The sequence below is a fragment of the Caulobacter endophyticus genome (genome assembly GCF_003116815.1).
Taxonomy (GTDB): domain Bacteria; phylum Pseudomonadota; class Alphaproteobacteria; order Caulobacterales; family Caulobacteraceae; genus Caulobacter; species Caulobacter endophyticus.
In genome coordinates, this window is sequence record NZ_QDKQ01000003.1 from 16,137 (window position 1) to 35,739 (window position 19,603).

The 19,603-nt window shown below is 69.8% G+C and carries 20 protein-coding genes and 1 riboswitch; of the genes, 11 read left to right on the top strand and 9 right to left on the bottom strand.

The features are described 5' to 3' along the window. Positions 1-60 precede the first annotated feature (60 nt). Positions 61-186 carry a hypothetical protein gene (locus DDF67_RS26205; RefSeq protein WP_269845422.1) on the bottom strand — a complete coding sequence of 42 codons (126 nt, stop codon included), beginning with the start codon at positions 184-186 and terminating at the stop codon, positions 61-63. 128 nt (positions 187-314) lie between these two features. On the opposite strand from DDF67_RS26205, the gene DDF67_RS00070 reads away from it, so the two are divergent. Next, positions 315-1,193, top strand: coding sequence for a LysR substrate-binding domain-containing protein (locus tag DDF67_RS00070; RefSeq protein ID WP_109098944.1), 879 nt, complete (start codon positions 315-317; stop codon positions 1,191-1,193). A gap of 4 nt (positions 1,194-1,197) precedes the next feature. On the opposite strand, the gene DDF67_RS00075 is transcribed toward DDF67_RS00070, so the two are convergent. Both DDF67_RS00075 and epmA read right to left on the bottom strand, forming a co-directional pair. Next, the gene (locus tag DDF67_RS00075; protein WP_109098945.1) at positions 1,198-1,641 is read right to left on the bottom strand and encodes a VOC family protein; all 444 of its coding nucleotides are present in this window, start codon (positions 1,639-1,641) and stop codon (positions 1,198-1,200) included. 89 nt (positions 1,642-1,730) lie between these two features. After that, a complete protein-coding gene (gene epmA, locus DDF67_RS00080; protein ID WP_109098946.1) occupies positions 1,731-2,825 on the bottom strand; it encodes an EF-P lysine aminoacylase EpmA in 1,095 nt (364 codons plus the stop codon). Between the two features lie 94 nt (positions 2,826-2,919). Here epmA and efp point away from each other — a divergent pair, with 94 nt between their 5' ends. Continuing rightward, complete coding sequence (gene efp, locus DDF67_RS00085) at positions 2,920-3,486, top strand: elongation factor P (protein ID WP_109098947.1); 567 nt, start codon at positions 2,920-2,922, stop codon at positions 3,484-3,486. A 69-nt stretch (positions 3,487-3,555) separates the two neighbouring features. On the opposite strand, the gene DDF67_RS00090 is transcribed toward efp, so the two are convergent. Next, entirely contained in the window at positions 3,556-5,019 is a 1,464-nt protein-coding gene (locus tag DDF67_RS00090; RefSeq protein WP_109098948.1) for a catalase, read from the bottom strand. Between the two features lie 197 nt (positions 5,020-5,216). On the opposite strand from DDF67_RS00090, the gene DDF67_RS00095 reads away from it, so the two are divergent. Together DDF67_RS00095 and DDF67_RS00100 are read left to right on the top strand one after the other, a co-directional pair. Continuing rightward, on the top strand, positions 5,217-5,624 hold the full coding sequence (locus DDF67_RS00095; protein WP_109098949.1) for a MerC domain-containing protein: 408 nt from the start codon (positions 5,217-5,219) through the stop codon (positions 5,622-5,624). 66 nt (positions 5,625-5,690) lie between these two features. Next, positions 5,691-6,119 carry a DUF6491 family protein gene (locus tag DDF67_RS00100; RefSeq protein WP_109098950.1) on the top strand — a complete coding sequence of 143 codons (429 nt, stop codon included), beginning with the start codon at positions 5,691-5,693 and terminating at the stop codon, positions 6,117-6,119. Between the two features lie 15 nt (positions 6,120-6,134). On the opposite strand, the gene DDF67_RS00105 is transcribed toward DDF67_RS00100, so the two are convergent. After that, on the bottom strand, positions 6,135-7,973 hold the full coding sequence (locus DDF67_RS00105; RefSeq protein WP_233247486.1) for a glycoside hydrolase family 9 protein: 1,839 nt from the start codon (positions 7,971-7,973) through the stop codon (positions 6,135-6,137). A 136-nt stretch (positions 7,974-8,109) separates the two neighbouring features. Next, on the bottom strand, positions 8,110-8,688 hold the full coding sequence (locus DDF67_RS00110; RefSeq protein WP_109098952.1) for a hypothetical protein: 579 nt from the start codon (positions 8,686-8,688) through the stop codon (positions 8,110-8,112). Positions 8,689-9,137: 449 nt separating this feature from the next. On the opposite strand from DDF67_RS00110, the gene DDF67_RS00115 reads away from it, so the two are divergent. Next, positions 9,138-10,637: a DUF885 domain-containing protein gene (locus DDF67_RS00115; RefSeq protein WP_109098953.1), complete on the top strand. Its 1,500-nt coding sequence runs from the start codon at positions 9,138-9,140 to the stop codon at positions 10,635-10,637. A 135-nt stretch (positions 10,638-10,772) separates the two neighbouring features. Here DDF67_RS00115 and DDF67_RS00120 read toward each other — a convergent pair whose 3' ends face one another. Further along, entirely contained in the window at positions 10,773-12,410 is a 1,638-nt protein-coding gene (locus DDF67_RS00120; protein ID WP_109098954.1) for a pectate lyase, read from the bottom strand. Between the two features lie 501 nt (positions 12,411-12,911). Between DDF67_RS00120 and DDF67_RS00125 the strand changes: the two genes are divergently transcribed. The 3 genes from DDF67_RS00125 to DDF67_RS00130 all read left to right on the top strand — a co-directional run bounded on the left by DDF67_RS00125 (position 12,912) and on the right by DDF67_RS00130 (position 15,305). After that, positions 12,912-13,091 (top strand): hypothetical protein, encoded by a 180-nt coding sequence (locus DDF67_RS00125; RefSeq protein WP_058349518.1) that lies wholly within the window; start codon positions 12,912-12,914, stop codon positions 13,089-13,091. Positions 13,092-13,144: 53 nt separating this feature from the next. Next, complete coding sequence (locus DDF67_RS25405; RefSeq protein ID WP_158277961.1) at positions 13,145-13,297, top strand: hypothetical protein; 153 nt, start codon at positions 13,145-13,147, stop codon at positions 13,295-13,297. A gap of 61 nt (positions 13,298-13,358) precedes the next feature. Beyond that, positions 13,359-15,305, top strand: coding sequence for a transglycosylase domain-containing protein (locus DDF67_RS00130; RefSeq protein WP_233247487.1), 1,947 nt, complete (start codon positions 13,359-13,361; stop codon positions 15,303-15,305). A gap of 261 nt (positions 15,306-15,566) precedes the next feature. On the opposite strand, the gene cuyB is transcribed toward DDF67_RS00130, so the two are convergent. Both cuyB and cuyA read right to left on the bottom strand, forming a co-directional pair. After that, positions 15,567-16,229, bottom strand: a complete 663-nt coding sequence (cuyB, locus tag DDF67_RS00135) for a cysteate racemase (protein ID WP_109098955.1) — start codon at positions 16,227-16,229, stop codon at positions 15,567-15,569. 47 nt (positions 16,230-16,276) lie between these two features. Further along, a complete protein-coding gene (gene cuyA / locus DDF67_RS00140; protein WP_109098956.1) occupies positions 16,277-17,278 on the bottom strand; it encodes a D-cysteate sulfo-lyase in 1,002 nt (333 codons plus the stop codon). Between the two features lie 216 nt (positions 17,279-17,494). On the opposite strand from cuyA, the gene DDF67_RS00145 reads away from it, so the two are divergent. The 3 genes from DDF67_RS00145 to ypfJ are packed head-to-tail and all read left to right on the top strand — an operon-like array spanning position 17,495 to position 19,408. Then, complete coding sequence (locus DDF67_RS00145; RefSeq protein WP_332888307.1) at positions 17,495-18,112, top strand: tetratricopeptide repeat protein; 618 nt, start codon at positions 17,495-17,497, stop codon at positions 18,110-18,112. Between the two features lie 43 nt (positions 18,113-18,155). After that, positions 18,156-18,545, top strand: a complete 390-nt coding sequence (locus DDF67_RS00150; protein ID WP_109098957.1) for a hypothetical protein — start codon at positions 18,156-18,158, stop codon at positions 18,543-18,545. Between the two features lie 14 nt (positions 18,546-18,559). Further along, the gene (gene ypfJ, locus DDF67_RS00155; protein WP_109098958.1) at positions 18,560-19,408 is read left to right on the top strand and encodes a KPN_02809 family neutral zinc metallopeptidase; all 849 of its coding nucleotides are present in this window, start codon (positions 18,560-18,562) and stop codon (positions 19,406-19,408) included. A gap of 47 nt (positions 19,409-19,455) precedes the next feature. After that, positions 19,456-19,561: riboswitch (TPP riboswitch) on the top strand. Positions 19,562-19,603 lie beyond the last annotated feature (42 nt).

A 19,603-nucleotide genomic window follows, 5' to 3' on the forward strand; every position in this document is an offset into this window, starting at 1 on the left:
GATCGCTGCGGGATATGCGCCGAACGGGCGTGGTTGGCAAATGCGGCGGGTGGGCGCGGTTCACCGCGGGCTGTGGATCGGCACGCTGCCGGGCCAGGGCTCGGGGTTGACGGGCGAGGTGGGCGCGCGGTCGAGCGCGGTCATCAGGGCGAGCGCCAGGGCGCCGCCGGCGAGCAGCAGTTTCATCGTCTTGGTCCTGTTAGATGCGGTCGAATGGGAGGGCGGCCGCAGGAAGACGATCCCAAATCCCGGCGTGCTTTACGAACGATGGCTTCTGCGTCAGCTTGTGAGTCTGGCTAACAAGTGAGGCGCCCGTGCGGCTTCCGCCCTTTGGCTCCCTGGTCGCCCTGGAGGCGGCCTATCGTCATCGCGGCTACAGCCGCGCCGCCGACGAACTGAACGTCACCCACGGCGCGGTCAGCCAGCAGATCCGCAAGCTGGAAGAGGAGCTGGGCGCGGTGCTGTTCCGGCGCGAGGGCAACGACATGGTCCCCACGCCCACCGCCCGGCGGCTGGCCGAGCACGTGGCCGAGGCGCTGGCGACCCTGCGGGCGGGCGTGGAGAGCGCCCGCCAGACCCAGGCCGGGCCCCTGGTGGTCAGCGCCACCTCGGCCTTCGCCAGCCGCTGGCTGGTCACGCGCCTGGCCCGCCTGGCGGCCGACACCGGCGAGGCCGACCTTCAGCTGCGCATCGAGGATCGCAAGGCCGACCTGCGCACCGACGGCGTCGACATCGCCCTGCGCTTCGGGCGCGGACCCTGGGAAGGGCTGGAGTCGATCCCGCTGCTGGGCGAGCGGCTGTTCCCGGTCTGCTCGCCAGGCTTTCTCGAGAAGCACCCGATGAGCGGTCCGGCCGATCTCCTGACCGTGCCGCTGCTGCGCCACACCGGCGTGCACTGGGCCGTGTGGTTCCGGGGCATGGGGCTGGAGCCGCCGCAGATGATCACCGGCATCGCCTTCGACGACACCTCGGTGATGCTCGACGCCGCCGCGCAGGGGATCGGCGTCGCTCTGGCCCGCGAAGGTCTGTCCGAACGCGACCTGCGCGACGGCCGGCTGGTGCGGCCCTTCGCCGGCGAGGTCGAGGTCGAGACCGGCCACCACGTCGTCTGGCGCGCCGACGCGCCCCGCCTGTCGCGGATCCTCAAAGTGCGCGACTGGTTGCTGGCCGAGGTGGGCCGCGAGGCGGGGTAGGGGGCTACGCCCCGCCCGGCTTCCAGTCCGCGCCCGGGATCGTGTTGACCATCCACGGAATGCCGAACTGGTCGGTCAGGCTGCCGTAGCCGGGCGACCAGAAGGTGGCCGCGAACGGCATGCCCACCTTGCCGCCTTCGGACAGGGCGTCGAACACCCGCTTGGCCTCGGCCGCGTCTTCGGTATGGAAGGTGACGTCGAAGCCGTTCTTGGGCTTGTCGATGTTGGGGGCGAACTCGGGCGGCATGTCGGCGCCCATCAGCGACTGGTCGCCGACATCGAGCCAGGCGTGCATCAGCCAGTCCTTGTATTTCGGATCGACCGGCATGTCGGCGGGGCCTTCGCCGAACGGAAAGGCCGAGGTGACCTTGCCGCCCAGCACCTTGGCGTAGAACTCGAAGGCCTGGCGGCATTCGCCCTGGAAGCTCAGGCTGGTGACGATCTTCATGGCGGATCTCCCATGTTCCGCGGCTGATATTCGGACCATAGGACGTACGAGCCCGGCCGGAACCGACAATCGGCCGAGAAAAAGATCGCTCAGACCTCAGCCACCGGGACCCACAGCACCTCATCGATGCGCCGAGCGCCCGTGGCCAGAAGCGCCAGCCGGTCGAAGCCCAGCGCCGAGCCCGACGCCGGCGGCATGTGCTCCAGCGCCGCCAGGAAGTCCTCGTCGATGGGATAGCGCTCGCCGTAGACGCGCTGCTTCTCGTCCATCTCGGCCACGAACCGGCGGCGCTGTTCGGCCGCGTCGGTCAGTTCGCCGAAGGCGTTGGCCAGCTCCACCCCGCAGGCATAGAGCTCGAAGCGCTCGGCCACGCGCGGGTCGCCCGGCTTGGGCCGGGCCAGGGCCGCCTCGGCCGTGGGGTACTCGCACAGCACCGTGGCCCGTCCGATCCCGAGGTTGGGCTCGACCTTCTCGACGATCACCCGGCTGAAGACATCGGCCCAGGTGTCGTCGGCCGAGACCCGGATCCCCGTCGCGCTCGCCGAGGCCGCCAGGGCGTCGCGGTCGGTCGCTCCGCCTTCGCCCAGGCTCGCCAGCAGGTCGACGCCGGCGTGGCGCATGAAGGCGTCGGCCACCGTCAGCCGCTCGGGCGCGGCGAAGGGATCGCAGTTCAGGCCCCGGAACGAGAACAGCCTTGTCCCCGCCGTTTCCGCCGCCAGGGCCAGCAGGGCCGCGCAGTCGCCCATCAGGGTCTCGTAGGGCTCGCCGACCCGGTACCACTCCAGCATGGTGAACTCCGGATGGTGCAGCGGCCCGCGCTCCCTGTTCCGCCAGACCTTGCCCAGGCTGAAGATCCGCTGCTCGCCGGCCGCGAGCAGCTTCTTGCAGGCGAATTCAGGCGAGGTGTGCAGGTGCATCTCGGCGCGCTCGCCCGACAGGCCGATCGCCTGGGTCGAGAAGGCGTGCAGGTGCGCCTCGTTGCCGGGCGAGACCTGGAGGCAGGCCGCGTCGATCTCCAGGAAGTCACGGGCCGCGAACCAGCCCCGCACCGCCGCGGTGATCCGGTTGCGGGCCAGCAGGAACGGGCGGCGGTCCTGGTGCTTGCCGCGGCTCCACCAGGGAGAAGGAGAGGGGGACGACACGGGCGGCCTCGATAGGGACGAAACGACGGAAGGGCTGGCGATCTAGCCCCGTTCGCTATAGAGGGGCACACGGATTCATCTGCAATATACGCGCGCGCGGTCTACGCGCCGTCGCCCGATCTTCGAGGACTCTCACGTGAAGGTAGCCGCCAGCTCGCTCCGCAAGGGCGCCGTCGTCGATATGGAAGGCAAGCTCTATGTCGTCCTGACCGTCGATAACATCCACCCGGGCAAGGGCACCCCGGTGACCCAGCTCAACATGCGCCGCATCAGCGACGGCGTTAAGGTGTCGGAACGCTACCGCACCACCGAGCAGGTCGAGCGCGCCTTCGTCGACCAGCGCAACCACACCTTCCTGTATCAGGACGGCGAAGGCTTCCACTTCATGAACCCGGAAACCTACGACCAGCTCGTGGCCACCGAGGAAGTGATCGGCGACGCCGCGCCCTACCTGCAGGAAAACATGACGGTCCAGCTGTCGACCCACAACGACGTGCCGATCGCCATCGAGCTGCCGCGCACCGTGGTCCTCGAGATCGTCGAGACCGAACCGTCAGTGAAGGGTCAGACCGCTTCGTCGTCGTACAAGCCGGCCGTGCTCAGCAACGGCGTCAAGACCACGGTCCCGCCGTACATCACCGTGGGCACCCGCGTGATCATCCTGACGGAAGACAACAGCTATCAGGAACGCGCCAAGGACTGATCGTCCTCGACAGCTTCCGAAAACAGATGATCCCGGCGGCCGCGAGGCCGCCGGGATTTTTCTTGGGCGCTACTCGGCGGCCGCCACCTGCGGCGGGGCCAGGCGCGCCAGGGCCTCGGCCACGCCCGCGCCATAGGCCGGGTCGGCCTTGGTGCAGTTGGCGATGTGGCGCTGCTGGATGTCGAGGCTGGCGCCGCCAAGCGAGCGGGCGGTGTTGTCGAACAGGGCCTGCCTCTGATCGGCGTCCATCAGCCGGAACAGGTCGCCCGGCTGCTGGTAGTGATCGTCGTCGACGCGGTGGTCCCAGTGGGCGGCCGCGCCGTCGAGGGCCAGCGGCGGCTCGGCCATGTGCGGGTGGTCGATCCACTCGCCTCGGCTGTTGGGCCAGTAGGTCGGCGTGGCGCCGAGATTGCCGTCGACCCGCATCGCCCCGTCGCGATGGTAGCTGTGATAGGGGCACTTGGGCGCGTTCACCGGGATGTGGACGTGGTTCACCCCCAGGCGATAGCGCTGGGCGTCGCCGTACGAAAAGAGGCGCGCCTGCAGCATCTTGTCGGGCGAGAAGCCGATGCCCGGCACGATGTTGGCCGGCGTGAAGGCCGCCTGCTCGACCTCGGCGAAAACGTTTTGGGGGTTGCGGTTCAGCTCCAGCACGCCCGCCTCGATCAGCGGGAACTCGCCCTTGGGCCAGACCTTGGTCAGGTCGAAGGGATTGAAGCGGAAGGCCTTGGCTTCCGCGTCGGTCATGATCTGCACATAGAGGGTCCAGCGCGGGAACTCGCCGCGCTCGATGGCCTCGTAGAGGTCGCGCTGGCTGCTCTCGCGGTCCTTGCCGACCAGCACCTCGGCCTCGCGATCCGTCAGGTTCTCGATCGGCTGCTGGCTGCGGAAGTGGAACTTCACCCATACCCGCTCATTGGCCGCGTCGATGAAGCTGAAGGTGTGGCTGCCGAAGCCGTGCATGTGGCGATAGCCGCGCGGCAGGCCCCGCTCGCTCATCACGATCGTCACCTGGTGCAGGGCCTCGGGCAGCAGGGTCCAGAAGTCCCAGTTGTTCTGGGCGCTGCGCATGCCCGTGCGCGGGTCGCGCTTGACCGCGTGGTTGAGGTCGGGGAAGCGCAGCGGGTCGCGGAAGAAGAACACCGGGGTGTTGTTGCCCACCAGGTCCCAGTTGCCTTCCTCGGTGTAGAACTTCACCGCGAAGCCGCGGATGTCGCGCTCGGCGTCCGCCGCCCCGCGCTCGCCGGCCACGGTCGAGAAGCGCAGGAACACCGGCGTTTCCTTGCCGACCTCCGAAAACAGCCTGGCCTTGGTGAAGCGGGTGATGTCGCCGGTGACGGTGAAGGTCCCGTAGGCGCCCGAGCCCTTGGCGTGCATGCGCCGCTCGGGGATCACCTCGCGGTCGAAATGGGCCAGCTTCTCCAGCAGCCAGATGTCCTGCAGCAGGGCCGGACCGCGCGGGCCGGCGGTCTCGATATTGACGTTGTCATGGACGGGCGCGCCGTTGGCGCGGGTGAAACGGGCGTCCGACATGGCGGTCTCCGGCGGTGTTGCGTGGCGGGAGTCTCGCCGATGGCGCCGGTTTCGGGCTTGAACGATCGCGTCGTTCAGAAGGTGCAAGCGGGAGGCGGCGTAACGCCGCTACCGACAAAATTCGCCGACCCGCCCTTGACCTGGTGTTATGTAATAACATTTAAGTCGCCTCGACCGTTCGCATCCGGAGTACCTTCATGGCCCGCCACAACCACCTGCAACGGGGTCTAGACGGCGCTGCGATCGGCCTTTCGGGCCTTTGCCTGGTGCACTGCCTGGCCCTGCCGGCCATGGCCGCCCTGCTGCCGCTGGCCGCCAACCTGTCGCACGCCGAGTGGCTGCACCCGCTGTTCCTGGCCATGGCCGCGCCGATCTCGGTCTTCGCCCTGGCGCGCTCGGGCAACTGGAAGCGCCCTGGCATGGTGGCTCTGGCGGCGGTCGGCCTTTCGCTGATGGCGGCCGGCGCCTTCGTGCCGATGAACGACTGGGCCGAAGCCGCCCTGACCAGCCTGGGCGGCCTGGCCCTGGCCGGCGTCCATCTGCTCAACGCCCGCATCTGCTCGTGCGCCGAACAGTCGAAACTGGAGCCGGCCCCGCAGGCTTGAACACCCTTTCGGGACGGTCGTGGCTGAGCTATCGTCTCAACCGACAAGACAGCGCGAGGTCCGCCCATGAAGTCCGCGTCTCTCATCGCTTTGGCCGCACTGGCGCTCGGCGCCGCGCCCGCCTTGGCCGACAACGGCCAGGTCTTCGACTACGCCGCCCAACAGCGCGCCTATTCCAGCGTGCTGCCGCGCGACAACGCCCGTCAGTGCTTCAATGGCGCGTTCATCGCCGGCGCCGACCGCTCGGGCGACAAGACGGTCTACGTACAGTCCGCCCAGGGCATCTACCGGTTGCGCCTGGCCAGCGATTGCGAAGGCCTGAACGCCGCCGAGAAGATCAATGTCCGCTCGAGCGGCAGCGACATCGTCTGCCCGGGCGAGGTCGCCGACGTCGTCGCCAAGACGGCTGCAGGCCCGCAGCATTGCCGCGTGGCCGAGGTGCGTCGTCTGAGCGCCGACGAAGTCACCGCCCTGTCGACGGCGAGCCGGCGCTAGTACGCCGCCCGATCCCTAGGTCCCCTCGTCGAGGAACGCCGCCACCCAGAAGAACGGTGCGTTCCAGTTGATGGCGACCTCGTTCTGGGTGAAGGCGTCGATGCTGTCGGTCCAGCAGGTCTGGGCCGCGCACTTGCCTTCCATCGCCTTGGCCACTTCGTCGCTGAAGGCGGTGTTGTTGGGCCCGCCCGAGATCACGCCGGGCGGCGGGGCAGGGTACTTGCCCTTGCCCACCCAGAAGCGGTGGTGCGGATGCTTCATCGGCCGCGCGCCCCAGCCGGTGACGTAGGACTGGTCCAGGGGATTGCGGCCCAGCACGTAGTCCATGGCGTCGGCCGCAGCCTGACGATAGGCGGGCTGGCCGGTAAAGTCGTAGGCCAGGCCCAGCACCATGGCGCGGTTCATGATCACGCCGTTCGAGCCCCAGACATAGCGCGTCCCCGCATCCGGCAGGCGATAGCCGGCCTGCAGGTCCTCGGCGGCGTAGCGGTCGGCGGCGGCGGCCAGACCGGCGCGGGCGGCGTCGCGCACCTGCGCCGGAACCTTGTCCGACAGCGCCAGCGAGATCACCCCCAGGGTCGAGGTCGAGCCCCAGCCGGGCGCGTCGGCCGGCTTGCCGGCGGCGGGCATGTAGGGCGAGGCCTGTACGACCTCGCCGTAAGACCCCTCGCCGGTGGTCGCCCACAGTTCGGCCGCCGCCCAGAACAGCTCGTCGCCCAGTTCGCCGTCGCCGTAGCCGCCCCCGCCGTTGAACTGGCTGTGGGCGTAGATTTCCGGATTGCGCCGCGCCGCGTCGAAGGCGCTGCGGGCGACCTTCAGGCAGCGCGCCGAGAAAGCCGGGTCGATGTCCTTCCACACACGCGCGCATTGGGCGGCGACGGCGGCCAGGTTGAGGGTCGCGCCGGTGGTCGGATGGAAGAGGTAGCGCGGCGCGGGATCCTCGTGCGGGGCGGTCGGCACGCCGGTCCAATAGGCGTCGGTCAGCTTCTGATGGGCCATGCCCGAGGCGTCGACCTCGGTCAGCGCCAGTTGCTCCTTGCCCTGCCTGCCGATCGGCAGGGCCATGCTTGTCCCCGGCGGCGCCTGCATGCGCAGCATGAACTCCAGCTCCCATCGGGCCTCGTCCAAGAGGTCGGAGACGCCGTTGCCGGCCTCGGGGATGCGCTGGCTGCCGTCGGCGAAGTCGGCCTTCTTGCCCTGGGCGGCCAGGCGCTCGTGATAGTTCACCAGCGTCCATACCGAGATGCCGCCGTTGACGACGTACTTGCCGTGGTCGCCGGCGTCGTACCAGCCCTTGCTGGCGTTCAGTTCGTAGCCGCAGCCGGCCCAGACCTGGCCGCGCTGGTCCTGGCCGTTGAAACAGGTGGCCCGGTCGGGCGCGTGGGCGGCCGGGCGCGCCAGCTTCGGATCGTCGCCGAACCGTGCCTCGATCGCGGCGCCGCTGCGGTTCTGGTAGAAGAAGGCCAGGGCGTCGCGCTTGAGCCGCGCATAGGGATGGGCGTCGATGGCGAACGGCCGGCTGGCCCGCTGGCCGACCTTCAGCCGATAGCCATAGCCGGCCGGGGCCGTCGAGAAGTCGATCTGGTGCAGGCTTTCGCCCGAGGCCGCGTCGGGACCGACCACCCTGGTCCAGCCCTTGGTGACCACCCGGCCGTCCTTGTCCTCCAGGACCCAGGGCAGGGGCGTCGTCGAGGTCTCCGGCAACACCGCCAGCTTTCCCGCGCGCTCCAGCACCCCGACCTGGTTCAGCCGGATCGGGGCGAGCGGTTCGGCCGCGAGGCTGGGCGAGGCGAGGGCGGCCAGGGTGGTCAGCGCGGTCGCCGCCAGCAGGACGGGCATCGAACGGTGCGGCAAGGGCTTCCTCCGGGACGCGAAACAGATGGACGTCTTTTCGCGCCCCGGCGAGACCCTAGGCGATATCTGACAGCGTTGTCACGTCTCGATGCGGTTGCGGCCCGCCGCCCGGGCGGAGGGCGCGCGTCGGCCGGTCCTAGTAGCCCACGAACGGCAGCGAGGAGTGGTGGACGATAATGCGCAGGACGCCGCGATCGTCCTTCTTGAACACCCAGGTCTTGTCGACCACCGTCACATTGTCGTCCTTGTCGCGCAGTTCCAGCGTGCCCATGGTGTTGGCGACCGCGCCGTTGATCTGGATGCCGACCGGCTTGTAGGTCACGCTGCGCCACGGCAGCAGGGCGAAGCCGTCGTCATAGGGATAGGCTTTGTCGTGGCCAACGAAATAGGCCAGGGCGCCGACCTTGGTCTTGCGGAAGGTCTGCGGCTTGCGGGTCAGGGTCGGCTTGAACAGCACCGGCCCCAGGTCATAGCCGTAGGCCTTTTCGATGAAGGCGCTGGCCTGGGCCCTGGCCTTGTCGATATTGGCCTCGTTCTCGTCATAGACCAGGGAGATCGACACCAGGCCCTTGCCCCAGGCTTCGGCCGCGGCGGTGACCTCGGCCTCGGAAATCCGGGGCGGGATGACCTGGGCGGCGGCGGGCGAGGCCGTGGCGGCGACGGCGGCCAGGGCGAAGGCCGAGGCGATCAGGGAGCGGCGGGTGTTCGAAGTCATCTTGTCGTACCTCCACGGATAGGCGGCGGCCGACGTGGCCGCGCGCAGTTGGCTGGATGCGGACGCTGACTGGTCACTGGGGCGTTCGGATCGGTCCCCCGAGGGACGTCGTCGAAGACGCGCGGGGCTTGATCGGGAGGGAGTGCGCGGTGTCAGGCCTGACGCCCGGCGGCCCCCCAAAGCCCCCCCCCCGCCACCTTTGGGATGGTTCTGCAGTTATTGCAATCTATGAATGTATTGCCGGTGTCTGCGTGGCGTGACGCTAGCCCAAGGGGGCTGCTCATCCGCAGCCAGCGTAAGTCGAGTTCGCCGCCCAGCTGCGCCGCGACGAGATCGAGACCCGATTCCCGGGCCTGCTGGCCCTGGTCGCCGCCGAGGACCAGTCCCTCTAGACACCGGTGTCTTTCCCGCTACGACAGGGGGTAACGAGAGAATAGGGAGGCGGCCGGATGATCGATCGTCGCGTGATGATGCTGCTGGCCGGCGCCGGCCTGGCCGCGGGTCCCGCCTGGGCTCAGGATGGCGACGCGGCGCTGAAGACCCTGCTGGACGGCTTCGCCAGGGGCGCAACCGCCGCCGACAAGCTGAAGGCCCTGGCGGGCCTTGACCTCCAGACCCTGTCGCCCAAGGCCCGCCTCGACTACGACGCCGTCCGCATCGCGACTCAGGCCGAGGCCGAGCTGGTCCGTCGTTTCCCGTTCGGCGGCGGGATCGCCGGCCCCTACGTCGTCACAACCCGGTCCGGCGCCTGGCAGAAGGCGTCGGAGGCCTGGGGCGACGCCGCGCCGGCGATGGTCGCGCGTATCCAGGCCGAGACCGACCGGATCCTGAAGGACGCCGCCGCCGGCGTCATCCCGCCCGCCTTCCTGATCGATCGCCTGGACAAGGCCCTGGTCGAGGCGCGGTCGAAGTCCTCGCCGTCGGTGGGGGGCGCGCTGAACGGCCAGCGCAAGGCCCTCCTGGCCCTGAAGCCCCGCGCCGGGGCCGGCGCCGGAGTCGGCTTCAAGGATCGCGAGGCCTACTATGCCGCCGTTCTGAAGACCCAGCTGGGCGCGCCCCTGGCCCCGGCGCAGGCCCGCCGCCGGCTGGACGACGCCATCAGGAGCCTGCACGCCCGCGCTGACGTCCTGCTGAAGGCCCAGGGCCTGACCCAGGGCGGGGTGGGCCAGCGCCTGCGGGCGCTGATGGCCGACGAGCGGTATCTCTATTCCGACGACGACGCGGGCCGCGACCGCGCCGTCGCCGACATGGCGCCCTGGCTGGCCAAGGCCCGCGCCCGCTTGCCCCTGGCCTTTGGAAACCTGCCGGGCGCGGTCGACGCGGTGTCGGTGCGCCGCATGTCGCCCGCCGACGAGGCGATAGGGCGTCGAGGCTATCGCGACTTGCCCTCCGCCGACGGGGCGAAGCCTGGCGCCTACTATGTCGACCTCAAGCGCATCGGCGACCGGCCCAGCTGGAGCCTGCCGGCCGTGGTGCATCACGAGGTGCTGCCCGGCCACATGCTGCAGATCCCCAAGGAAGAGATGTCGGGCGCCCATCCCTACCGCTCGCGCGTGGCCTGTCCCGCGGCCATGGAGGGCTGGGCCGTCTATGCCGAGCACCTGGCCTGGGAGATGGGCGCCTTCGACGGCGAGCCCCTGGCCGAGATCGGCGGCCTCTATTGGATCCTGTTCCGCGCCGCTCGCGCCCGCATGGATATCGGCATCCACCTGGAAGGCTGGACGGCCGAGCAGGCCATGGCCTTCCTGGCGAAGGTGCAGGGCGCGCCGGTGATCTTCGCGCCGTTCGCCCAGGAGGTCGAACGCGCCGCCATCGCCCCGGGCGCGGCGGCGGGGCAGGGGATGTACTGGCTGGAGCTCTCTCGCCTGCGTCGCGCCTGGGGCGGAACCCTGCGCGAGTTCCACGGCCGCGTTCTGGATCGCGGGACGCTGCCGCTGGCGATGATCTGATCCTCCCCCCGAAGGGGGAGGTGGCCCGGAGGGCCGGAGGGGGAAGTCTCCGCCGACGTGGGGGGCGCTGTTGGCTCACAAGACACATCCCCCTCCGTCGCTTCGCGACACCTCCCCCCTTCAGGGGGAGGATTTCTACGCCGCCCCGACGTACTTCAGCAGCGTGACCATGTTCTCGATATAGCTGCCGGTCGAAATGCCGATCTTCGGCTTGTCGGTCACATAGGGCGAGGTGTCGGACGCATCGCCCACGTGGGTGCGGCTGAAATCGCCGGGAGCCGGCGTCTTCGAGCCGTCGCCGATATAGGGATTGCTGGTCGCCTTCAGTTCGGTCGGCCACCAGCCGGCCTCGTTGAGCGCGGCGATCAGGCCGGCGGCCTTGTCCGGCGCGCCCGCCGTCGCGTCGCCCTTCACGGCGCCGACGTTCAGGTCGGATACCGAGACGTCCTTCAGCGTGTAGTATTTCGGCAGCGCCTGGCGACCGCCCTTCAGCGGCGAGTTCTTGCTGGCGACGTCCGGCGGGGTGGCCTTCAGGGTCTCCAGCCGCTTGCGCAGGGCCGGGATGTTGACGCTCCGGAACGAGGAATAGTGCGCCACCGTGTTCTCGGGGTTTCCGTCGACATAGTAGCGGCCGTTGACGACGTTGCTGCCGGTGCGGTGCACGAACAAGGGCTTGTTGCTGCCGATCTCGACGAAGGTCGGGAACTGGCGGCCCTTCTGGTGTTCGACGGGAAGTCTGGTGGTCTCCAGCCAGTCCAGCGCCTCGCCAAGGCGCGCCAGGTACTTCGGATCGCCCGTCAGCTCGTAGAAGCCCATGCAGGCGGTGATGTTGGCGGCCGTGGTGTGGGTGGCGAAGGCCTCGGGCTCGTAGGTGCGCGCGCCCGACGGCTTGAGGTCGGAGACCTTGTGCTGCAGGCCCCAGCCGGCCTGGGGCAGGGGCTGCTGGCAGGCGACGAAGCAGTCCATCGCCTTCCTCACCGCCGGCAGCACGCGCGGGTCGCCCAACGCCTGCCAGACCATGAGCAGGAACTCGATGTTCTCGCCGGCCACGTCGTCGTTGAAGGTGATGTAGCCGGTGTAGTCGGGACGGCCGTGGTGGTGGAACTCGTCCTTCAGCGGGAAGCGCTGGGGCCAGCCGCCGACCGGGTACTGGCTGTCGAGGACGAAGGCGATGGCCTTGTCCAGGGCGGGCTTGAACGCCGGGTCCTTCTTCTCGACATAGAGCCGCAGCAGGAACTGCGAGCTTTCGGCCGTGCCGGCGTCGTCGAAGGTGGCGTTGCCGTAGTAGTGCTGGAATTCCTCGAGCCGCCAGCCGTTCTTGCCGATGGTGTCGTACCACTTTCTGATCGACGGCTCGCCGGCGAGGTCGCCCAGATAGTTCCAGCCGCCGGCCGGGTGCTGGATACTGATCAGGGCGCCGGCCACCTGCTTGGCGGCCTCGTAGTAATATTCGTCGCCGGTGGCGTGATAGGCGTCGAGGAACAGATGCCCCATGGTCGCCGTGCCGGGCGGCTGCACCCAGATCATCGTCGGATAGGCTTCCATCTCGCCCCAGCGGCGCGAAAAGTCGGGCAGGTAGCTCCAGACGTAGCCGCCCTGGTAGGCGACCTTCTCGACCATAAAGGTGGTGGCCCGCTTCATCGTCGCCAGCGCCGCTTCCCTACTCGGGGCCTCGGCCGCCAGGGCCTTGAAGGGCGCCAGGCCCGCCGAGGCGGCGAGGGCGGCCGCGGTGGTCGCCAGCAGGCGGCGGCGGGAAAGGGGGCTGAGCGGCATCGACGCGATAACTCCAGAGCGGGCGGGCGCGACGCGGGGACGCAGGCGGCAGGGTCCGGAGGCTGGTCGCGCGCCTGTTCCCAAGCTGCGCCTTGGTTTCCTTCCCCGTCGAGGCCGAGAGGCCTCGAATCCTTGCCGCCGTTGGCCCAGCGCGTGTTTGAACGACACAATGTCCACCGGTGTCATGCTTGGCAAGCGTCCCCTTGGCGAACCGCGTCGAAAATTCCCGTGACGCGTGTGCGACAGGCCGCCGCGTTGTCTCGGAAGGCGAAATCCAACAAATGGCGATCATCGGTTCATGAGGCGACGCCGCCGCGCCGGATGGCAGCGGGCGACGCCGTCCTGTTGGGGAACAGGACGACACCCCCGGGTCCACAGGACCCGGGGGTGTTTTCATATGTGCCACTGCACGTAACCGGCTGAGAGCGTTAACAAATCCCTTCTACCTGCGTCGCGCGGTCGCATGGAGAACGACGTTCATTCGCAGTAAAGAATCAAACCATGCCGAGCCAAAACGATCATCTCAGGGAAGCCGAACGGCTGGAGCGTCAGGCCGAGATCGCCGACAGCGCCCACGCCCGCGAAGCCCTTCGCCGCATGGCCCAGACCTCGCGGATCACCGCGGCCATGGTCGGGCTTATGGAGGCATGCGCCGAGGACGCCCCCGCCGGCTCCTGCTGAGGCGGCGCCGCCCAGGCGTTCCTGAAGGCCGTCGCGGCCTCGCGCAGGACCTCATGGACGATGGCGTTCTGGCGAGCGCCGGCGCCCACTTCCTTAGCGTGCTGGAAGCCAGCCAGGACTGCATCCGCGCCCTGGCCAGCGAACTGGAGGGCGAGGTTTTCGCCCCGGCGCCGGCGCTTGCGTCGGCAACCTCCGCCCTGCTGTGACGCTTTCCTGCCGCAAGTCCTTGCCATTCAGGGGCGGGCTGAAACGGGAAACGGGGGCCACTTGGCCGATTTTGACTGGCGAGCCTGGACAGTGAAGGCCCGGCATGCGGCGCTGGCCGCAGCCGCCTTCGTCGCTGCGAGGGCGCGTGGAACCGTCGCCTTCGTCCGCCGCCATCCGCGCTGGATGGGCTTTTTCGGCCTCGTGTTCGCCGCCCTGCTGGCCGCCTTCGTCTGGATCGGCGTCAGCCTGCCGCTGTCGCGCTCGCTGGAGCCGCTGGACAGCCCGGCTGTCGTGCTGCTGGACGCCCAGGGCAAGCCCTTCGCCCGGCGCGGGGCCTACAAGGAGGCGCCCGTCGTGGTCGCCGACCTGCCGGCCTATGTGCCCAACGCCTTCATCGCCGTCGAGGACCGGCGCTTCCGCCGCCACTTCGGCCTGGATCTCTGGGGCATGGGCCGGGCGGCGGCGGTGAACATCAAGGCCGGCAAGGCCCGCGAGGGCGCCAGCACCATCACCCAGCAGCTGGCCAAGAACGCCTTCCTCAGCAACGAGCGCACCCTTCGCCGCAAGGCTCAGGAGGCGGTGATCGCCGTGTGGCTGGAACTGCGGCTGTCGAAGGACGAGATCCTCGCCCGCTATCTCTCCAGCATCTATTTCGGCGACGGGGTCTATGGCCTGGGCGCGGCCTCGCGGCACTATTTCGGCCGCCCGCCCGAGAAGCTGACCCTGGGCCAGGCGGCGATCCTGGCCGGCATGGTCAACGCCCCCAGCCGCCTGGACCCGGTCGACAACCCCAAGGCTACGCAGGCTCGCGCCAACCAGGTGCTGGCGGACATGGTCGAGGTCAAGTTCATCACCCCCGAGCAGGCCCAGAACGCCCGCGGCGCCCGCGCCCGGGCCACGCGCGCCAGCCTGCCGGTCGGCGGCTACTTCGCCGACTGGGTCTCGCCCCAGATCGCCGACGCCTTCGAGACCGCCCGCTACGGCGAGGTGCGCGTGCCCACCACCCTGGACGGCCGCCTGCAGCGCCGCGCCGAACAGGCGGTCAACAGCGCCTTGGCCAAGTCGGGAGCCCGGCTGAAGGCGGGGCAGGCGGCCCTGGTCGCCATGCGTCCCGACGGCAAGGTGGTGGCGATGGTCGGGGGGCGCTCCTACGCCAAGAGCCAGTTCAACCGCGCCGTCCAGGCCAAGCGCCAGCCGGGCAGCGCCTTCAAGCTGTTCGTCTACCTGGCCGCCCTGCGCGACGGGGCGCGGCCCGACATGCGGGTGGTCGGCGATCCCGTCACCATCAACGGCTGGACGCCCAAGAACTACGAGGGCGGGGCGGGGACGGACCTGACCCTGCGGGACGCCTTCGCCCAGTCCAACAACGTGATCGCCGCCCGCATCTGGCAGACGGCGGGCGGCGAGGCGGTGGTGCAGGCCGCCCGTGATCTGGGGATCGTCTCGCCGCTGAAGGCCACGGACGCCAGCCTGTCTCTGGGCGCGGCCGAGACCACCCTGCTGGAGCTGACCTCCGCCTACGCCGCCGTCGCCTCGGGCCACATGCCGGTCGCGCCCTACGGGCGTCCGCGCAAGGACGGCGAGGCTGCTGCGCCCAGCCGCCAGCTCGACACCGCCCAGCGCGCCGCCCTGTACGAACTGCTTGGCGCGGTGGTCGAGGAGGGCACGGGCCGCGCGGCCCGCACCGGCCAGCTCACCTACGGCAAGACCGGCACCACCCAGGAGCACCGCGACGCCGTCTTCGTCGGCTTCACCGGCGACCTGGTGGTGGGCGTGTGGGTCGGCAACGACGACCATTCGCCGATGAACGGCGTCACCGGCGGCGGCCTGCCCGCCCAGATCTGGCGCGACTTTGTCGGCCAGGGGCTGAAAGCCGGCCTGATCGCCCGCGACCGCGCCCCGGTTCCCCGCGTGCAGCCGCCGTCCGAGGAAGAGGGACTGGAGCGCGAGCTGGAACAGGACCTTGGCGGCATTCCGCGCTGGCTGCGGCGGATCTTCGGGGGGTGATGAAGCGGTGGACGCGAGGTTGTCCCACATCCCGTAAAATCCCCGCGAAAGCGGGGACCCAGGCTTTTTCTGCTCCCCAAGGCGCTCGACGATAAAACACCTGGGTCCCCGCTTTCGCGGGGATTTTACGGAGTTGCGGTGCGCTCTTCCAGACCCTCCCCCCGAAGGGGGAAGTGTCCGCTGACGTCGAGGCGGGCGCCGGCTCACAAGCTGCTTCCCCCTCAGTCGCTCCGCGACAGCTCCCCCTTCAGGGGGAGCATCTCAGCGACAAACCTCCACGCACTTCCGCGCCAGCGCCTGCGTCGCATCCACGAACGGCACGGTCAGGTCCGCCTGGCCCATCACCAGCGGCACCTCGGTGCAGCCCGCCACCACCGCCTGCGCGCCCAGCCCGATCAGCCGGTGCGCCAGGGCCGCCATGGTCTCGCGCGAGGCCGCCGACAGGTCGCCGCGCTTGATGCGGTAGAGCAGGGCCATGAACTCGACCTGCTCGTGGTCGCCCAGGGTGATGGCCTCGAGCCCCAGGTGGGCGAGCCGGTCGCGATAGATAGCAAGCCCGCCGGCCGTGCCCAGCACGCCGATGCGCGTCGCACCGTCGATACGGGCGGCCTCGACCGCCGCCTGCGGAAGGTCGATCAGCGGCAGGCCGCTGGACTTCACCTCGCCGGCGAAGGCGTGGGCGGTGTTGCAGGCGATGGCCAGCACCTGGGCCCCTGCATCGCGCAGCCCGGCGGCCATGGCCGCCAGCACCGGGCCGGCCGCGTCGCCCTCGGTGTTGCGGTCGGGAATCTTGGGATTGATGTCGACCAGCACCCGGATGTGGTCCTGCTCGCGCACCACGGGCGTGGCGGCCTGCAGCTTGGCCAGGAAGTCGAGGGTGGCGGCCGGACCCATGCCGCCCAGCACGCCGAGAACCTTGCTCATCGGGTATCTCCTGGCCAGCGCCTTGCGTGGTCCACGTCTTCGGTTCCTCAGCCCAGGGCCGGCTCCAGCACCGACTGGTAGCCGAACAGACCCTGCGCGCCGCCGGTATGCAGGAACACCACCCGCTGATTCTTGAACGTTCCCTTGCGGGCCTGGTCGATCAGGCCCTTCATCGCCTTGCCCGAATAGACCGGATCCAGCAGCAGGCCCTCGGTGCGGGCCGCCAGCGCCAGGGCGTCGATCACGCCCTGGTCGACCAGGCCGTAGCCTTCGCCCACATAGTCGCAGTCGGCCACGACGGCCTCACGCCTGACCCGGCCCGCGGCGCCGATCGTCTCGGCGGTGGCGACGGCGAGGTTGAAGACGTTCTCCTCCTGCCTGGCCCTGGGCGCGCGCACGCCGAAGCCGAGGATCGGCACGTCCACCGACAGGGCCGCGAAGCCGGCCACGAGGCCCGCATGGGTGCCGGCGCTGCCGGTGGCGGTGACCAGGCGGTCGATCTTCAGGTCCAGGCTGTCGGCCTGCACCATCAGCTCGCGGGCGCAGTCGACATACCCCAGGGCGCCCACCGTGTTGGAGCCGCCGCCGGGGATCACATAGGGCTTGCCGCCGCGACGGCGGACGATCTCGGCGCTGGCTTCCAGCTCTTGGTTCATGTCGGTCCCGGCGGGCGTGAAGCGGATCGACGCCCCCATCAGCCGGTCGAGCAGCACATTGCCGTTACCCATGTAGTCGCTGGCCTTGGAGCCGGTGCGCTCTTCCAGGATCACTTCGGTCGCAAGGCCGTAGCGTGCGCCCGCCGCGATCGTCTGGCGCACGTGGTTGGACTGCACCGCGCCTTGGGTCACCAGCGTGTCGGCGCCCAGCGCCAGGGCCTCGCCGAGCAGGAATTCCAGCTTGCGGGTCTTGTTGCCGCCGCCAGCCAGGCCCGTGCAGTCGTCGCGCTTGACCCAGAGATCGATCCCCAGCTCAGCGCCTAGCCTGGGCAACGGCTCCAGCGGCGTCGGCAGGTGAGCGAAGCGGGCGCGGGGAAAGCGGGCCAGGTGCATGCGGGTACTCCGATCCGGACGTCTGGAGATAGGCCGCCCCGCGCGGGCTGGCAAAGCGTTTCGGCGAGGCTTTCAGCGCTGAGGGTGCTATGCTGGCGCTCGCTGGCGGCCTCGACGTCGCCTGGCGCTGAAAGCCTGTCCCCGCGTACCCGCGGCTTGGTTTCCCCATTCCCCGCGGGCCTGTCGGAAGGCCGGGCGGACGTTGGGAGAAAACGCATGAAAGCCAAGACCCTGAAGTCTCGGCCGCTGTCCCGCATCGGTCTTTCCGGCGCGCGGTCGTTTCGCGGTCGGATGCTCTGCGTGGCCGTGCTGGCGATGCTGTCGCCGCTCGGCGGCGCATCGGCCTCGACGCTGATCATCGGCGGCGGCATGGCCAAGGACTGTTCCGAGGCGGTGATCCGCGGACGCAACGACGACGACACCATGCGCCTGTGCACCGCGGCGCTGCAGGTCGAGACCCTGTCGTACGGCGACCGGGCCCGCACCCTGGTCAATCGCGGCGTGATCCAGCTGCGCCGCCAGGCCTATGCCGAGGCGCGGGCCGATTTCGACGCGGCCGGGCGCATCGATCCCAAACTGGGCGAGGTCTATGTCAACAGGGGCGCGGCCCTGGTGGCCGAAGACCGTTTCGCCGAAGGCCTGCGCGAGATCGACCAGGGCCTGGCCCTGGGCGTCAGCCAGCCCGAGCGCGCCTACTACAACCGCGCCCTGGCCCACGAGAACCTGGGCGACGTCAAGGCGGCCTATCACGACTTCCAGCGCGCGGCCGAGCTCGATCCGAAATGGACGGCGCCGAAGGAAGAGCTGGCGCGTTTCTCGTTCAAGAGCCGCTGAGGCCGCGCTTTTCCGGCGCGCGGGGCGGCGACGGAGGCGTGGCATGAGGCGGATCCTGGCGACGACGACGGCGACCTGCCTGGCGCTGGCGGCGAGCGCGGCCAGCGCCCAGACCGACGCGCTCCAGGCCCAGGAGCGGGCGGCCTCCCGGATGGAGGTCGAGGCCCTGCGCCAACAGCAGATGGCGGCCGCCCGTGAGGCGCAGGCCGCCCGCGACCGTGCGGCGACGGCGCAGACCCTGCGTGCGCTGCAGGGGCAGGGCGCTTCGGCCGGCCAGCCCTATCGGCCGCCGCCGGCGATGGTCCTGCCCGAGCGCGGCGACCCCACGGCGGGCCTGTCGCCGGGACTGGGCGAACTGGACCGCTTGACCGACGCCCGCCTGGCGCGGAGCAATGAGGTGCTTCGGGCCATCAAGCCCGCTTCGGAACGCTAGAGGTCTTTCGGCTCATGGAATGGGAAGGCGGCCGGCAGTCCGGCAACATCGAGGACCGGCGCGGCCTGGGACCCGTCGCGGCGGCCGGCGGCGGCATCGGCGCGCTGGTGCTGGCGGCGGTGGGCTATTTCGTGTTCGGCGTCGATCCGCAGGCCACGCTGAACGCCGTGGAGGGCGCGCAGGGCCCTGCGGCCCAGCAGCAGGAAGGCCGGCGCGGCTCGGTGCAGGACCAGGGCGGCCGCTTCGTCGACGTCATCGAGACCTCCAACACCGACGTCTGGGGGCCGATCTTCGCCCGCTCCGGTGGAAAGTACGTCCCGCCGACCTCCGTGGTGCTCTACGACGACCAGACCGGCACCGGCTGCGGCCTGGGCCAGTCGGCGATGGGGCCGTTCTATTGCCCGGCCGATCGCAAGGTCTATCTCGACCTCAGCTTCTGGAACGAGCTGGAGAGCCGCTTCGGGGCCAGGGGCGAGTTCGCCCGCGCCTATGTCATCAGCCACGAGATCGGCCACCACATCCAGAACCAGCTGGGGGCCACCCGCCAGGCCCAGCGCCTGGGACGCCAGGGCGCGGAGAGCGGCTCGGTGAGGCTTGAGCTGCAGGCCGACTGCTACGCCGGCGTCTGGGCCCGCCACGCGCCCGAGGTCTCCAGCATCCGCATCACCCGCGCCGACATCGAGGACGGCCTGGGCGCGGCGGCCGCCGTCGGCGACGACGCCATCCAGTCGAGGGCGCAGGGGCGGGTGATGCCCGACAGCTTCACCCACGGCACCAGCGAGCAGCGCATGCGCTGGTTCGGCAAGGGCTATGACGCCGGCAAGCCGGCCGCCTGCGACACCTTCGCCACGGACGAGCTCTGACGATCGCCGTTCCGTCTTGACCCGCGCGTCAATCCTCCTAGTGTCCGCCCTGTTCACCGGGGGGTCGCTGTCGCGGCTGAGATTGGGCTTGAGCCCTGACCCGTCGAACCTGATCCGGGTCATGCCGGCGAAGGGAGGGAACGCGGTCCGGGTGCGTACAGTCCAGGCCGTAAAACCGACTTAGCTCGACACGTC

What these genes read in the sequence shown, in the direction of transcription:
- DDF67_RS26205 (WP_269845422.1), bottom strand. Translation starts at nt 186, where the DNA reads ATGAAACTGCTGCTCGCCGGCGGCGCCCTGGCGCTCGCCCTGATGACC.
- DDF67_RS00075 (WP_109098945.1), bottom strand. Translation starts at nt 1,641, where the DNA reads ATGAAGATCGTCACCAGCCTGAGCTTCCAGGGCGAATGCCGCCAGGCC.
- DDF67_RS00090 (WP_109098948.1), bottom strand. Translation starts at nt 5,019, where the DNA reads ATGTCGGACGCCCGTTTCACCCGCGCCAACGGCGCGCCCGTCCATGAC.
- DDF67_RS00095 (WP_109098949.1), top strand. Translation starts at nt 5,217, where the DNA reads ATGGCCCGCCACAACCACCTGCAACGGGGTCTAGACGGCGCTGCGATC.
- DDF67_RS00100 (WP_109098950.1), top strand. Translation starts at nt 5,691, where the DNA reads ATGAAGTCCGCGTCTCTCATCGCTTTGGCCGCACTGGCGCTCGGCGCC.
- DDF67_RS00110 (WP_109098952.1), bottom strand. Translation starts at nt 8,688, where the DNA reads ATGACTTCGAACACCCGCCGCTCCCTGATCGCCTCGGCCTTCGCCCTG.
- DDF67_RS00115 (WP_109098953.1), top strand. Translation starts at nt 9,138, where the DNA reads ATGATCGATCGTCGCGTGATGATGCTGCTGGCCGGCGCCGGCCTGGCC.
- DDF67_RS00120 (WP_109098954.1), bottom strand. Translation starts at nt 12,410, where the DNA reads ATGCCGCTCAGCCCCCTTTCCCGCCGCCGCCTGCTGGCGACCACCGCG.
- DDF67_RS00125 (WP_058349518.1), top strand. Translation starts at nt 12,912, where the DNA reads ATGCCGAGCCAAAACGATCATCTCAGGGAAGCCGAACGGCTGGAGCGT.
- DDF67_RS25405 (WP_158277961.1), top strand. Translation starts at nt 13,145, where the DNA reads ATGGACGATGGCGTTCTGGCGAGCGCCGGCGCCCACTTCCTTAGCGTG.
- cuyB (WP_109098955.1), bottom strand. Translation starts at nt 16,229, where the DNA reads ATGAGCAAGGTTCTCGGCGTGCTGGGCGGCATGGGTCCGGCCGCCACC.
- cuyA (WP_109098956.1), bottom strand. Translation starts at nt 17,278, where the DNA reads ATGCACCTGGCCCGCTTTCCCCGCGCCCGCTTCGCTCACCTGCCGACG.
- DDF67_RS00145 (WP_332888307.1), top strand. Translation starts at nt 17,495, where the DNA reads ATGAAAGCCAAGACCCTGAAGTCTCGGCCGCTGTCCCGCATCGGTCTT.
- DDF67_RS00150 (WP_109098957.1), top strand. Translation starts at nt 18,156, where the DNA reads ATGAGGCGGATCCTGGCGACGACGACGGCGACCTGCCTGGCGCTGGCG.
- ypfJ (WP_109098958.1), top strand. Translation starts at nt 18,560, where the DNA reads ATGGAATGGGAAGGCGGCCGGCAGTCCGGCAACATCGAGGACCGGCGC.